The sequence below is a fragment of the Actinoplanes sp. NPDC021490 genome, from assembly GCF_055562135.1.
The window spans coordinates 755,704-768,899 of sequence record NZ_JBVHFW010000002.1 but is presented as its reverse complement, the minus strand read 5'-3'; the positions used below and the strand labels follow the sequence as shown (position 1 = coordinate 768,899).

The following is a 13,196-nucleotide window of genomic DNA, read 5'->3' as shown; positions in this document are numbered from 1 at the left end:
GACACGTTACCCGGCAGTCACTTGCTGGAGGCGCCGGATCTCGCTGCCCTGCTCGACCGCCATCTCACCGGCGATCTCCCGCAGTTTCTCGTCGTTGCCGCCCTTCACGACGTCACCCGCCATCCGCAGGGCGCCGCGGTGGTGCGCGGTCATCATGGCGGCGAACCTGGTGTCGAACGCGGGCCCCCGGGCGGCGGTCAGCGCGGCCATGTCGGCCTCGGTCTGCATGCCCGGCATCGTGCTGTGATCGTGGCTGGGGTCGTTGTCGGGCAGCCCGCGCTCCCGGAGCCACGACTTCAAGAAGTTGATCTCGAACGGCTGCGCGGCGCTGATCCGCTCGGCCAGGGCCGTCAGTTTGGCGTTGTCCGCGCGACCGGGTGCCAGTTTCGCCATCGTGATCGCCTGCTCGTGGTGGACGATCATCATCTGGACGAACGTCGTGTCGATGCCGTTGTAGGTCGACCCGTCGGGCGCCTTGACCTTGTCGGTGTCGCTCACCACGGCCTCGTCGCCGGGGGCGCCGGGAAGCACCACACGCTGCGGCGGGGGCGCGCTCGCACTCGGCCGGGGCGCCGCGGCCGAGTCGTCCGAGCCCATCCGGGCGGCGACCGCCACGGTCACCGCGCCGGCCACGATCACCACGGCCGCGATGAGTGTCGATGTCCTGACCCGAGCCACCGCGCCTCCACATTGATCTTTGAAGATGTTTCCGGAACCGGCCCCGGCCACTACTGTAACGACCAAGATGAATACGCATCGTTGCGCGCTCACCTTCGCCGCGGGGGATGCGTCAAGGGAAGGGAGCCCCATGAAGCACACTGCCCCACGAGGGCGGCTGCTCAAGCGCTGGGCCGCCGTCAGCGCGGCCGTCCTGGTTGCCGGATTGATGACGGCACCAGCCAGCAGCGCGGCACCCGCCGATCCGGGCACCATACCGGGCGTCGACGAGATCGTCAGCAGCCCGAACCTCAAGCAGGTCGCCCACCTGGACAAGTCCGGCCCCCTCACGGGCACCAACACGGACTGGGCGTTCCAGGGCAAGTACGCATACGGCGGCAACTACAACGGCTTCTACGTCTACGACGTCAGCAAGCCCAAGGAGCCCAAGGTCGCCGCGCAGGTCCTCTGCCCGGGCTCGCAGAACGACATCTCCGTCACCGGCAACCTGCTGTTCCTCGGCACCGACTCGCAGCGCACGAACGACACCTGCGACAACGTGGCGTCGACGACCGCGGCGCCGGGCGACCGCTGGGAAGGCATCAAGATCTTCGACATCAGCAACCCGCTGACGCCGAAGTACCTGAAGTCGGTCAAGACGGACTGCGGTTCGCACACGCAGACGCTGGTGCCCGGCAAGCGCGGCGAGAAGAACGTCTACCTGTACGTCTCGTCGTACAACCTGGCCGGCGCCGACCTGCCCAACTGCGCGCTGCCGCACGACAAGATCTCGATCGTCAAGGTGCCGCTGCGCACCCCGACGGCCGCGGCCGTGGTCGCGACCCCCGTCGTGTTCCCCGGCGGTGGCTTCCCGGGCAGCGACAACCCCGAGCAGATCCCGACGACCGGCTGCCACGACATCACCGTGTACGCCGAGAAGGACCTCGCCGCGGGCGCCTGCATGGGTGACGGCGTGCTCTTCGACATCAAGAACCGCGCCAAGCCCACCGTCATCACGACGGTGCGCGACGAGGTCAACTTCGCGTTCTGGCACTCGGCCACGTTCAACAACAGCGGCACCAAGGTCATCTTCACCGATGAGCTCGGCGGCGGCGGCGCGGCCACCTGCAACGAGGAGGTCGGCCCGAACCGCGGCGCCGACGCCATCTACGACATCGTCTCCAAGCGGGGCAAGAAGAAGCTGGAGTTCCGCAGCTACTACAAGATCCCGCGCTACAACGCGGACACCGAGGTGTGCGTGGCCCACAACGGCTCCCTCATCCCGGTGCCGGGCCGCGACATCATGGTGCAGGCCTGGTATCTCGGCGGCGTCTCGGTCTGGGACTTCACCGACTCCCGCCGCCCCAAGGAGATCGCCTTCTGGGAGCGGGGCCCGCTGTCCACGACCCAGCTCACCGGCGGCGGCTCATGGTCCGCGTACTGGTACAACGGCTACATCTACTCGAACGACATCACCAAGGGCATCGACGTGCTGGAACTGAAAGACGCCCGCACGGCGATCGCCAAGTACTTCCGGGCGGACACCTTCAACGCCCAGACCCAGGACAACTTCCTGAGGTGGTAAAGCACTGACCCGGTGCCCGCCCCGCCCTTGGCGAGGCGGGCACCGTCGTGTCGACCTGCGATCATTACGCCAGTTCAGCGGGCCCTGACGGCCCGGGGCGGGCGACCGGAGGAGTCGGTGCGGGCATGGCGGCAGGACGATCGGTCCCCACACGGGACGACGTGCTCGGATACTTCGGCACGCTGTCGAACTGGGGGCGGTGGGGCGACGACGACCAGCTCGGCACTCTGAACCACATCACCGACGACGTACGGCTGGCGGCGGCGCAAGCCGTACGTCATGGCCGGAGCGTGTCGTGCGCGTGGGAGGTGGCGGTGCCGGGCGAGATGGAACGGTCGACGACGACGTGCCCCTGCGCCGCCGACATGCCCGGCGCCGACGGCATGCCCGCCGCCTTCCACGCCGACCGGCGCTGGGGCTTCTCGTCCGAGCGGCTCGGCATCGCCTTCCACGGCAACACCATCACCCACCTCGATTCGCCGTGCCACATCTTCTGGGACGGCAAGATGTACAACGGGCGGTCGCACTCGCTGGTCGACGCCGGCACCGGGTCGGCCTGGGCGGCGGTCACCGCGGCGGCCAACGGGATCGTCACGCGCGGCGTCCTGCTCGACATCGCCCGGGTGCGCGACGTGCCATGGCTGGAACCGGGACAGGCGGTGTTCCCGGACGATCTCGAAGAGGTCGAGCGCCGCCAGGGTGTGCGGGTGCGGTCCGGCGATGCGGTGCTTCTGCGGACCGGCTACGGCCGCTTCCGGCACGAGAACGGTGCGACAAGCGACTTCCGGCAGGCCGGCTGGCACGCGTCCTGCCTGCCGTGGCTGCGGGAACGCGAGGCCGCCCTGATCGGCGCCGACACTCCCCAGGACGTTCAGCCGTCGGGCTACGCCGAGGTGCTGATGCCGGTCCATGCCGTCAGCCTGGTCGCGATGGGTCTGTGGCTGCTCGACAACTGCGACCTGGAGGCGTGCGCGACGACGGCGGCCGGGCTCGGCCAGTGGGACTTCCAGCTCGCGGTCGCGCCGGTTCGTTTCGCGGGCACGTCCGGGAGCCCGGTCAACCCGATCGCCACCTTCTGAGCGATGAGTTCGCCCGGCTCGCCGGGTCATTGAGGGCAACGAACCGCGGAGAGGGGCACTTCCATGACCGAGCTGAACGCCGAACACGCCCGGCGGGCCATCATCGAGCACACCCGGCGTCTGGCCGAATGGGCCGCCGCGGCCGGGCCCGGCGCCGCCGTGCCGACCGCCCCGGAGTGGACCGTCACCGAGCTGGTCGAGCATATCGGCCAGACCCAGCACTGGGTCGCCGACATCATCGAGCGGCGCATCACCGACCCGGCGAAACTGCCCACGGAGATGGCCGTCCGGCCCGCCGACCCCGGCCAGTGGCCGGCGTGGCTGGCGGAGTCGGCCCGGCGGGTCGCCAAAGCATGCTCCGACGACGCGCTCGACGCGCCGGTGTTCAACGCCGCGGGCGACGGGCGGTCCGGAACGCGGTTCTGGATGATGAGCATGCTCAACGAGTCGGTCATCCACGGGTCCGACGCGGCCCGCGCGGCCGGCCGGTCACCTCACATCGAGCCCGGCATCGCCGCCGCGCTGATCAGCAACCACTTCGCGATGCTCACTTCCCCCACGTGGGCTTGGGCGCGACCCGAGTCGGCCCAGGCCATCCGCGGCACGGGCCAGACCCTGGCCTGGCAGGCCACCGACACCGCGGACGAACCGGGCGCCTGGTTCGTCGAGCGCGGCCCGGACGGGGCAACGTGGCAGCCCGGCGCCCGACCGGCCGACGTGACCGTGACCGGCCCGGCGCAGTCGCTGCTGCTGATCCTGACCCGCCGCCTCCCCCTGACCGAAGCCCCCGGCGTCAGCATCGACGGCGACGCCGGCCTGGCCCGGCACTGGCTCGACAGCACCGCCCACGTCGCCGGCTGACCGCCACCGATCAGCCGATGACGAACGGCGGCCCCCTTGTGCGGTCCATCGTTCACGGGCGCGACCGTACGAGCCCCGTTTGCTATGGCTTCTTGAGCGCCCGGCGTGCCTGTTGCACTGTGCTTCCGGGGTTGTTCGACAAGGCCCGGCTGAGCACCGACTTGCGCAGATGCGCGGCTTTGAGTGCGAGGAATCGGCGCTCCGGGATCTCCGGAATGGTGTCCATGACGAACTGGTAGCGCTCGGTGAGCCGGTCCCGCACTGCGTCTTGGGCGCTGAGCGGGACGGGCCTGCGGTACTCGGCCTTCAAGCTGCTCAGCTGACGAACCGCGTCCTCGTGGCGGCGCGCCTTTCCCCGCCAGTCGATCACCAGGTCGGCAAGAGTCAACGTGAAGGTGGCCGCTGCGAACCAGCCGAGCCACGTCGATCGTTCGAGGGTCAAGCCCAGCAGAGTGACCTTCGTGTCGCCGGCGGCGAAGGCGAAGGCGGTCGCGACGACGGAAAGGGCGAGCAACGTGCATGTCATGGTCGTGGCACGGCGTCGGTAGCTGTCACGCAGCGCGGAGTGGGCGCTCGCCATCAGATCGACGACGTCGCGCTGGCGCTGCGTCTCGTCACGGGCCGGGTCAGTCACGGGTCGGCTCGGTGGTTGCTTCGGACCGCTGGGCGGACACGACGGCCTCGGTGGTGAGGAACAGCGCGGCGATCGACGCGGCGTTCTGCAGCGCCGAGCGGGTGACCTTGGCCGGGTCGATGATGCCCGCGGCCAGCAGGTCGACGTACTCGCCGGTCGCGGCGTTGAGGCCGTGACCCGCCTCGAGGCCGCGCAAAGTCTCCGCCGCCGCGCCGCCGTCAAAGCCCGCGTTCTCAGCGATCTGACGCAGTGGGGCATCCAGCGCAACCTTGACGATGTTCGCGCCCGTCGCCTCGTCACCAGACAGGTTCAGCTTGTCAAAGGCGCGGAGGCCCACCTGTATCAACGCGGCGCCGCCGCCCGGCACGATGCCCTCCTCGACGGCCGCCCGGGCACTGCGGAGGGCGTCCTCGATGCGGTGCTTGCGCTCCTTGAGCTCGACCTCGGTGGCCGCGCCGACCTTGATGACCGCAACACCGCCGGCCAGCTTGGCCAGGCGCTCCTGCAGCTTCTCGCGGTCGTAGTCGGAGTCCGACTTCTCGATCTGGGCGCGGATCTGGTTGACCCGGCTCTCGATCCGCTCGGCGTCGCTGCCACCGTCGACGATCGTGGTTTCGTCCCGGGTGACGAGCACCCGGCGGGCGGTGCCGAGGTGACTGAGGTCGGCGTTCTCCAGCTTGAGGCCGATCTCTTCGCTGATGACGGCGCCACCGGTCACGATGGCGATGTCGTCCAGCATGGCCTTGCGACGGTCACCGAAGCCGGGGGCCTTGACGGCGACCGACTTGAAGGTGCCGCGGATCTTGTTGACGACCAGGGTGGCCAGGGCCTCGCCCTCGACGTCCTCGGCGATGATGACGAGCGGCTTGCCGCCCTGCATGACCTTCTCCAGCACGGGGAGGAGGTCCTTGACCGCCGAGATCTTGCTGTTGGCGATCAGGATGTAGGGGTCGTCGAAGACGGCCTCCATGCGCTCGGCGTCGGTCATGAAGTACGGCGAGATGTAGCCCTTGTCGAAGCGCATGCCCTCGGTGAGCTCGAGCTCGAGACCGAAGGTGTTGCTCTCCTCGACGGTGATGACGCCTTCCTTGCCGACCTTGTCCATGGCCTCGGCGATGATCTCGCCGACCGTGGAGTCACCGGCGGAGATGGAGGCGACAAACGCGATCTGCTCCTTGGTCTCCACGTCCTTCGCGAGCTGCTGAAGGCCCTCGGAAACGCTGGCCACGGCGGCCTCGATGCCCCGCGTGAGGGCCATCGGGTTGGCGCCGGCGGCTACGTTGCGCAGGCCCTCGCGAACCAGAGCCTGGGCCAGAACGACCGCCGTCGTCGTACCGTCACCGGCGACGTCGTCGGTCTTCTTGGCGACCTCCTTGACCAGCTCGGCGCCGATCTTCTCGAAGGTGCCCTCGAGCTCGATCTCCTTGGCGATCGACACACCATCGTTGGTGATGGTGGGAGCGCCCCACTTCTTCTCGAGCACGACATTGCGGCCCTTGGGGCCGAGCGTCACCTTGACGGCGTCGGCGAGCTGGTTCATACCACTCTCGAGGCCGCGACGAGCTTCCTCACCAAAAGCGATGATCTTAGCTGAGGGGGTTTGAGCGGGTGCGGGCGTCGCGTTTGCCGGTCGAGCCCGAAGGCCGGCCGACGGCTCGGCGCGCCGGACTGGCACGACAGGTCCGAATCGCACTGGACCCTCTGCCTTGCGAGTGATTGCGGCGAGCGCCGCGACGACGCGGCGTTCCAGTGCTCGCAGCTGTGCCGGGTCGTAGTCGGCCCTGGTTGTGACGGCCTCGAAGGCGAGGCCGTCCCCCTCGGGCAGCCGCGTCGCCCGCAGTTGAGCGATCTCGTCATCGGCGGCCTCCAGCAAGCGGAAGCCGACGATCCATTCCTCTGACCGAAAGAGCCAGGGAAAGGTCATACCGAGCTCCGTCTCGAGGAATTCGGAGTCCCGTTCAGTCAGCGGACGGACAAGATCGTGACGCCAATGCACCGTGGGAGAAGCGAAGGTCATCGCTGAGCTCCCAGCGTTACCAGCCAGTCCTCGGCCTGATGGTGGCTGGACTGCAGCCCGGGGATCTCGGGAGGTCCCGACAGGTCGAAGACTGCGATCGTCACCGGCCGGCGGAGGATGTCCGTCTGCAGGAGGGCCCAATGCGTCAGGTATGGACAGAGAATGCCGACGTGCTCCTTCAACACGAACGCGTACTTTGGATTCTCCGTCAGCATCTTGCTCGGCGGCAGCCCCACGTGCTCAAGGTGGGTTTTTACTCGCTCGACGATCTCGGCGCTGGAGATCTGTACGTCGATGTCGGACGGAAACCGGTCGATGTTCAGCTGGAAGAGCGCGTCGAACGGGCGCCGACGAGGCCGGCCGGCGCCTGGGGGCCAGACCTCGGCCAGTGCTTTGGCCGTGCGTTCGGTCTCGAATCGTGTGGGCACGCGCTCGCGCAGCTTCAGAAACAGCGCGGCGATTTCTTCCTTCTCGTACGGCATGGTCTTGTGAAGGCCGGAGAAGAAACGCGCGGCGCTGCCTTGGAGCCGGACGTCGGCGTCGGTGATGCCGTCGGCGGCGAGCGCCTCCTGGAGCGACTCGACGAACTGCTTCCATTCGTCCGGCTCACAGCCCAGCGGATACAGCTGCTGGCGAAACGCCGCAAGTGACGTCTCGGCGATGCCGAGGAACGCCAGGTCCTCCGCGGTCACGCAGTAACCCGAGTCGTCCATGAGTGGCGGCTCGATCCGGCCCTGTTGCACCCGCACTCCTCGCTCCCTGACGAATACGGAATGTGTGCAGCGTAGACCGGGTCGCTTACGTGCTCAACGCCTCGGTGAACGGCGGCGGAAGGGCGGTCCTGGCCGTGAGTGCTGTCGACCATGGATGCCGCTCATCGGCAAGCCAGCCGGTTCGACACTGCCGTACCTTCATGGCATTTCCCGGGTGCGGTGGGGCAGGGGAAGGCGGGACGGGGCGATGACGATCGATTACTACCTGGTTCGGGGGCTGGGGCTGCTTGTTGAGGAATTCGAGCTTGGCCTCGATTACACGACTGTGGGGTTGCGTAGTTCGCTGTGGAGCGACGGCCAGTGGCGCGGGGTTTCTGGGCGGCAGTGGCGTAGTGATCCGGCGCTGCTGGCTGGGGTGATGCCGGTTGATCGGGCGGGGGCCGAGGCGGCCTATGGTGGGGCGCTGCCGGTTCGCGAGGAACTGCCCTGGGAGTTCGAGGCGTTTTCCGGCGCGCCGGTGCTGCGGCTCAGGGACGAGCCCACGCCGTACGGGTTTCTGGAGCGGCGGGTTTATCGGGTGCTGTTCGCCGGGGACACCACGGCCGGGCCGGCGGATGGCGAACGGCGGGTGGGCGGCGACGAGTTCGAGTGGCGGCTGCACCGGGTCGGAGGCGGGATCGCGTGGGCTCTCGACGTCACCGTGCTGCTGGCGGGCGAGGACGACGGGGCCGCCGGGGTGGTGTTGCGCGTGCTGATCGCCGGCGCCCGGGGGCGGGGGCTGATTCCGGTGACCACGGAACGGTTTGCCTGACTTACTGGTGGTCGTCGGGGACCAGGCCCGTGCGTACGGCGTGCAGGGCGGCCTGGGTGCGGTCGGCCAGGCCGAGCTTCATCAGGATGCTGGACACGTGGGTCTTGACCGTCTTCTCGGCCACGACCAGGGCGCGGGCGATCTCGCGGTTCGAGCGGCCGTCGGCGATCAAGGCGAGCACGTCGCGTTCGCGGGCGGTCAGGGCCGGTGTGTCGGAGGGGGCGCCGAGCAGGGTGGCGGCCACGTCCGGTTCGAGCAGCAGGTGGCCGGCGTGCACCGAGCGGACGGCGGCGACCAGCGCGTTGGGGTCGACGTCCTTGGACAGGTAGCCGCGGGCGCCCGCCCGGACCGCGGGCACCAGGCGGGCCCGGTCGGTGAAGCTGGTGACGACCAGGACCTTGGCCGGCAAGGCTCGCCGGCGCAGTTCCTGCAGCACCGCGACGCCGTCCGTGCCGGGCAGCACCATGTCGAGCAGCACCACGTCGGGCCGGGTCTGCTCGACCAGGTCGAGGGCCGTGGGGCCGTCCGCCGCCTCCCCGGCCACCGTGATGTCCCCGGCCAGTTCGAGAAAAGTCCGCAGCCCACGCCGTACGGCGGGATGGTCGTCGACGATCAGCACGCGGATCTCAGACACCGGGCACCTCCAGCCGCACGACCGTGCCGGCCGCGGGCGACGACGTGATCGTGACCTTGCCCCGCACCGCGCAGGCCCGGTCGCGCATCGAGCGCAAACCCAGGCTGCGGCCCGCCTTGACGGTCTCGTCGACGTCGAAGCCCGTGCCGTCGTCGGCCACCTCGAGAACCGGACCGGCCAGGCTCACCGAGATCAGACGGGCGCCGGCGTGGCGTACGGCGTTGTGCAGGGCCTCCTGAGCCACCCGCAGCATCACTGTCTGCTGGGCCGGGGGCAGCACCGCCGGATCGGTTTCGCGATAGACCAGCCGCGGGCCGCCGACGCCGGACGCACGGTCCAGAATCTGCACCTGTTTGCGCAGCACGTCGGGCAGGCCGTCCTCTTCCAGGCGGGCCGGGCGCAGCTCGAGCACGGCCGCGTGCAGCTCCTCGGCGGCCTCGCGGGCCAGCGTCGACACCTCGGCCAGCCGGGCCCGGGCCGCCACCGGATCCCGGTCGATCAGCAGGTCGGCCGCCTGGGCGGTGAGACGCAGCCCGAACAGGCGCTGGGCGACCGCGTCGTGCAGGTCGTGGGCGATCCGGGCCCGCTCCTCGGCGATCGTGAGCTCGCGGTTGCGCGCGTACAGGCGGGCGTGGGTCAGCGCGATCGCGGCGTGCGCGGCCAGGACACCCACGAGCTCCTCGTCCTCGTCGGTGAAACCGCCCGGCTTGTTGGCCAGATAGAGCGCGCCCAGGATCTCGTCGCCGCTGGTGATCGGCACGCCGAGGAACGCCTCGAGCACCGGATGGGCCGACGGCCACCAGGCGAAGCGCGGATCGGCCCGGATGTCGTCGAGGCGCTGGGCCCGCGGCTCGTGCAGCATCACGGCCAGGAAACCGTGCTGCCGGGGGAGCGGGCCGATCGCCGCCTGCTGCTCGGCCGGGACACCGGACACGAGGAACTGGGCGAACGCGCCGCCCTCCTCGGGGACGCCCAGCGCCGCGTACTCGGCCGAGGCCAGCTCGCGGGCGGTGTCGACGATGGTCTGCAACACCTCGGGCACGGTGAGCTGATTGCTCACGGCCAGCACGGCCGCCGACAACCGGCGCGCGGTGTGCAGGGGTTCGAGGGCCACGGGCCCACCCTAGCCAGGGCGCGCGCGGAAAACCCTGGGCCGATGGTCCTAGGACCAAGGTCCGGTCGGGAAGGCGACCCTGGGCCGAGGCCGGACAGGGGTGCCGGCGAGCAGGGTCGGGACATGACACAGACAGCAGTGATCACCGGAGCCTCGCAGGGACTCGGCGCCGCCCTCGCCCGGGGACTGTCGGCCGCCGGATGGAATCTCGTCATCGACGCCCGTACGGGGAAAGACCTGGAGGTTGTCGCGGCATCGCTGGAGAACGTCGTGGCGATCGCGGGCGACGTGGTCGACGACGATCACCGGGCCGAGCTGGCGGCGGCCGCGGACAAGCTGGGCGGCGCCGACCTGCTGATCAACAACGCGTCGACCCTCGGCGGCAGCCCACCGCCCGCACTGGCCGGCTTCCCGCTGCCCGCGCTGCTCGACACGTTCGAGGTCAACGTGCTCGCCCCGATCGCGCTCACCCAGCTTCTGCTGCCCCAGCTGCGCCAATCGGAGCGGGGCGCGGTCCTCAACATCAGCTCCGACGCGGCCGTGGAGGCGTACGAGGGCTGGGGTGGCTATGGCGCCGCGAAGGCCGCGCTGGACCATGCGAGCCGGGTGCTGGCCAAGGAAGAACCCGGGGTGCGGGTGTGGTCGGTCGATCCCGGCGACCTGCGGACGCGGCTGCAGCAGGAGGCCTTCCCGGGGGAGGACATCTCGGACCGGCCGCTGCCCTCGGCGGTGGTGCCGTTCTTCCTCACGCTGCTCGACGAGCGGCCGGAGTCGGGGAGGTACGTGGCCCGATGATGCTGACCACTGTGGATTTCGAACTGCCGGCCGGTCTCGAGGCGCGATCACCGGCCGAGGCCCGGGGTGTGGCACGCGACGGCGTACGGCTGATGGTGAGCCGCGGCACGACGGTCAGCCACCACCGGTTTCCCGAATTGCCCCGCCTGCTCGACCCGGGCGACTTGCTGGTGGTCAACAACTCGGCCACGCTTCCGGCAGCGATCCGGACCTTGGACGGCGTACGCGTGCACGTCTCGACCGAACAACCCGACGGCACCTGGCTCGTCGAGCCGCGGGACTTCGACGCCGCCCGGCCGGGTCTGCGCCTGCGGGTGCCCGAGGGGTCGCTGACGCTCCTGCGCCCGTTCACGTCGCGGCTGTGGGTGGCGGCGGCCGACGTTCCCGGCAACCGCGTGAGCTATCTGACCCGGCACGGCACGGCGATCCGGTACGACTACACCGACCGCGACTGGCCGATCGAGACCTATCAGAACGCGTACGCCACCGAGCCCGGCAGCGCCGAGATGCCCAGCGCGGGAAGGCCGTTGACGGGGGCGGTCCTTTCCGCGCTGGCCGGCCGGGGCGTGCTGGTCGCCCCGATCACGCTGCACACCGGGGTGGCCTCGGCCGAGGTGGACGAGCCGCCCTACCCGGAGTGGTTCCGGGTGCCCGCCTCGACGACCCGGCTGATCTCACACGTGCGCGCGAACGGCGGCCGGGTGATCGCGGTCGGCACGACGGTCGTCCGGGCCCTGGAAACGGGGACGCGCGAGGGCTGGACCGAACTCGTGATCGAGCCGGACCACCCGATCCGGACTGTCGACGGCCTGCTCACCGGGCTGCACGAGCCGCGCGCGTCGCACCTCAAGATGCTCACCGCCGTCGCGGGCGAGGCCGCCCTGCGGGCCAGCTACGCGTCAGCTTTGCGGGAACGCTATTTGTGGCACGAATTCGGCGATGTCCATTTACTCCTGCGCTGACGGCCTATATGCGGCCGGTCACACTCTTGCCTCGTTAGCCGCTCGGCCGGGTCGGCGAGCGGTAGGAAGGAGTTCCGGCGGCGAGAGGGAACCCACACATGACGACCGTGGATCGGGCGGTGCTCGACAACCCCGTCTGGTCCGCCCTGACCGGCCCGCAAAGACCTTTCGCCGACGTACGCGGTCAGGCCGCGCGCTACCGGCCCGAGGTCTCCCCGTTCGTGGCCGTCGCCGACCCGGCCGATCCCGCCGCCTGGGCCGACCTGGCCGAGCTGGTCGAACCGGGCGGCACCGTCCTGATGCCCGCGGCGCCGGACGGTCCCGTCCCCGGCTGGGAGCTGGTCGGCGGGGGCAAGGGTGTGCAGCTGACCGGCGAGGGTCTGATCGCCGCTCCCGACCCCGAGGTCGTCCCTCTGGGTGAGGCCGACGTGCCCGAGATGCTTGACCTGGTGGCCCGCACCCGGCCCGGCCCGTTCGGCCCGCGCACCCGTGAGCTGGGCGGCTATCGGGGCCTGCGCCGCGGGGGAGCGCTCGTGGCGATGGCCGGGGAGCGGGTGCGCCCGCCGGGCTGGGCCGAGATCAGCGCCGTCTGCACCGACCCGGCGTACCGGGGCCAGGGCCTGGCCAACCGGCTCGTGCGGGCCGTCGCGGCCGGCATCCGGGAGCGGGGCGAGACACCTTTCCTGCACGCCGCAGGCACCAACGAGAACGCGATCCGGCTCTATCTGGCGATGGGGTTCCGGCACCGCCGCGACATCAACTTCCACGCCTATCGGGCGGCCGCGCGCTAAGACGACCCTCAAGCTGCCGTAGAAAGCGGAAAGGGGCCGCCCCGAGGGGCGGCCCCTTTCACCGAGCCGATCAGGCGGCGTACTTCTCCACCAGCGTGCCGAGAGCCGGCAGGGCGGCCTCGATGTGCTTCGACGCGCCACCGCGGACGGTGTTGTACGCCTTGACGACGACGGCCTTCTCCGAGGAGTGGGCCATGTCGTCGGTGACCTTCAGCAGGGCCGGGGTGACCTCGTCCTGGCGCTTGACCAGGTAGTCGCCGAACGAGCCGCCGCCGGCGACCTGGTAGTCGGCCCAGAACGGCTGCAGCTGCTCGAGCATCGACGGGACCATGATGTTCAGGGTCTCGACGTAGTAGCCGGGCGCGAACGAGGTGACCGCCTTGTAGGCGAGCTTGACGGCACCGGCCGACAGGCCCGACTTGCTGGCGAGCTCGGACTCGACCAGAGCCTGGGCGTCCTTGACGATGGCCTCCTTCGTGGCCGGGTTCGCGGAAAGGTCAAGAAGGTTGGAAACCATGGGTGTGCGCGCTCCTCATCACAAGA

At 70.0% G+C, this 13,196-nt stretch carries 14 protein-coding genes; 7 read left to right on the top strand and 7 right to left on the bottom strand.

Features of this window, described 5'->3' with window-relative positions; translation table 11 throughout:
* Positions 1 to 6 precede the first annotated feature (6 nt).
* Complete coding sequence (locus ACZ3I4_RS07880) at positions 7 to 678, bottom strand: DUF305 domain-containing protein (RefSeq protein WP_465381102.1); 672 nt, start codon at positions 676 to 678, stop codon at positions 7 to 9.
* Between the two features lie 130 nt (positions 679 to 808).
* On the opposite strand from ACZ3I4_RS07880, the gene ACZ3I4_RS07875 reads away from it, so the two are divergent.
* From ACZ3I4_RS07875 to ACZ3I4_RS07865, 3 genes are all read left to right on the top strand, one after another.
* Entirely contained in the window at positions 809 to 2,242 is a 1,434-nt protein-coding gene (locus ACZ3I4_RS07875; RefSeq protein ID WP_465381101.1) for an LVIVD repeat-containing protein, read from the top strand.
* A gap of 125 nt (positions 2,243 to 2,367) precedes the next feature.
* Positions 2,368 to 3,321, top strand: a complete 954-nt coding sequence (locus ACZ3I4_RS07870) for a cyclase family protein (protein WP_465381100.1) — start codon at positions 2,368 to 2,370, stop codon at positions 3,319 to 3,321.
* 63 nt (positions 3,322 to 3,384) lie between these two features.
* Positions 3,385 to 4,182, top strand: a complete 798-nt coding sequence (locus tag ACZ3I4_RS07865) for a maleylpyruvate isomerase family mycothiol-dependent enzyme (protein WP_465381099.1) — start codon at positions 3,385 to 3,387, stop codon at positions 4,180 to 4,182.
* Between the two features lie 82 nt (positions 4,183 to 4,264).
* Here the strand turns inward: ACZ3I4_RS07865 and ACZ3I4_RS07860 are convergent, their stop codons facing one another.
* From ACZ3I4_RS07860 to ACZ3I4_RS07850, 3 genes are all read right to left on the bottom strand, one after another.
* Entirely contained in the window at positions 4,265 to 4,816 is a 552-nt protein-coding gene (locus tag ACZ3I4_RS07860; protein ID WP_465381098.1) for a hypothetical protein, read from the bottom strand.
* A complete protein-coding gene (groL, locus tag ACZ3I4_RS07855) occupies positions 4,809 to 6,401 on the bottom strand; it encodes a chaperonin GroEL (RefSeq protein ID WP_465381166.1) in 1,593 nt (530 codons plus the stop codon). Before groL ends, ACZ3I4_RS07860 begins: the two co-directional genes overlap by 8 nt.
* Positions 6,402 to 6,829: 428 nt before the next feature.
* Complete coding sequence (locus tag ACZ3I4_RS07850; protein ID WP_465381097.1) at positions 6,830 to 7,582, bottom strand: hypothetical protein; 753 nt, start codon at positions 7,580 to 7,582, stop codon at positions 6,830 to 6,832.
* Positions 7,583 to 7,793: 211 nt separating this feature from the next.
* On the opposite strand from ACZ3I4_RS07850, the gene ACZ3I4_RS07845 reads away from it, so the two are divergent.
* Complete coding sequence (locus ACZ3I4_RS07845; RefSeq protein WP_465381096.1) at positions 7,794 to 8,357, top strand: hypothetical protein; 564 nt, start codon at positions 7,794 to 7,796, stop codon at positions 8,355 to 8,357.
* Position 8,358: 1 nt separating this feature from the next.
* Here the strand turns inward: ACZ3I4_RS07845 and ACZ3I4_RS07840 are convergent, their stop codons facing one another.
* Both ACZ3I4_RS07840 and ACZ3I4_RS07835 read right to left on the bottom strand, forming a co-directional pair.
* Entirely contained in the window at positions 8,359 to 8,991 is a 633-nt protein-coding gene (locus ACZ3I4_RS07840) for a response regulator (RefSeq protein WP_465381095.1), read from the bottom strand.
* Positions 8,984 to 10,105, bottom strand: a complete 1,122-nt coding sequence (locus tag ACZ3I4_RS07835; RefSeq protein ID WP_465381094.1) for a GAF domain-containing sensor histidine kinase — start codon at positions 10,103 to 10,105, stop codon at positions 8,984 to 8,986. The genes ACZ3I4_RS07840 and ACZ3I4_RS07835 overlap by 8 nt, the downstream gene beginning before the upstream one ends.
* Before the next feature lie 123 nt (positions 10,106 to 10,228).
* On the opposite strand from ACZ3I4_RS07835, the gene ACZ3I4_RS07830 reads away from it, so the two are divergent.
* From ACZ3I4_RS07830 to ACZ3I4_RS07820, 3 genes are all read left to right on the top strand, one after another.
* Positions 10,229 to 10,900 (top strand): SDR family NAD(P)-dependent oxidoreductase, encoded by a 672-nt coding sequence (locus ACZ3I4_RS07830; RefSeq protein ID WP_465381093.1) that lies wholly within the window; start codon positions 10,229 to 10,231, stop codon positions 10,898 to 10,900.
* 11 nt (positions 10,901 to 10,911) lie between these two features.
* Positions 10,912 to 11,862 carry an S-adenosylmethionine:tRNA ribosyltransferase-isomerase gene (locus ACZ3I4_RS07825; RefSeq protein ID WP_465381092.1) on the top strand — a complete coding sequence of 317 codons (951 nt, stop codon included), beginning with the start codon at positions 10,912 to 10,914 and terminating at the stop codon, positions 11,860 to 11,862.
* 98 nt (positions 11,863 to 11,960) lie between these two features.
* Positions 11,961 to 12,653, top strand: coding sequence for a GNAT family N-acetyltransferase (locus tag ACZ3I4_RS07820; protein WP_465381091.1), 693 nt, complete (start codon positions 11,961 to 11,963; stop codon positions 12,651 to 12,653).
* Positions 12,654 to 12,723: 70 nt separating this feature from the next.
* Here ACZ3I4_RS07820 and ACZ3I4_RS07815 read toward each other — a convergent pair whose 3' ends face one another.
* A complete protein-coding gene (locus ACZ3I4_RS07815) occupies positions 12,724 to 13,170 on the bottom strand; it encodes a DUF6918 family protein (RefSeq protein ID WP_465381090.1) in 447 nt (148 codons plus the stop codon).
* Positions 13,171 to 13,196: the final 26 nt, after the last annotated feature.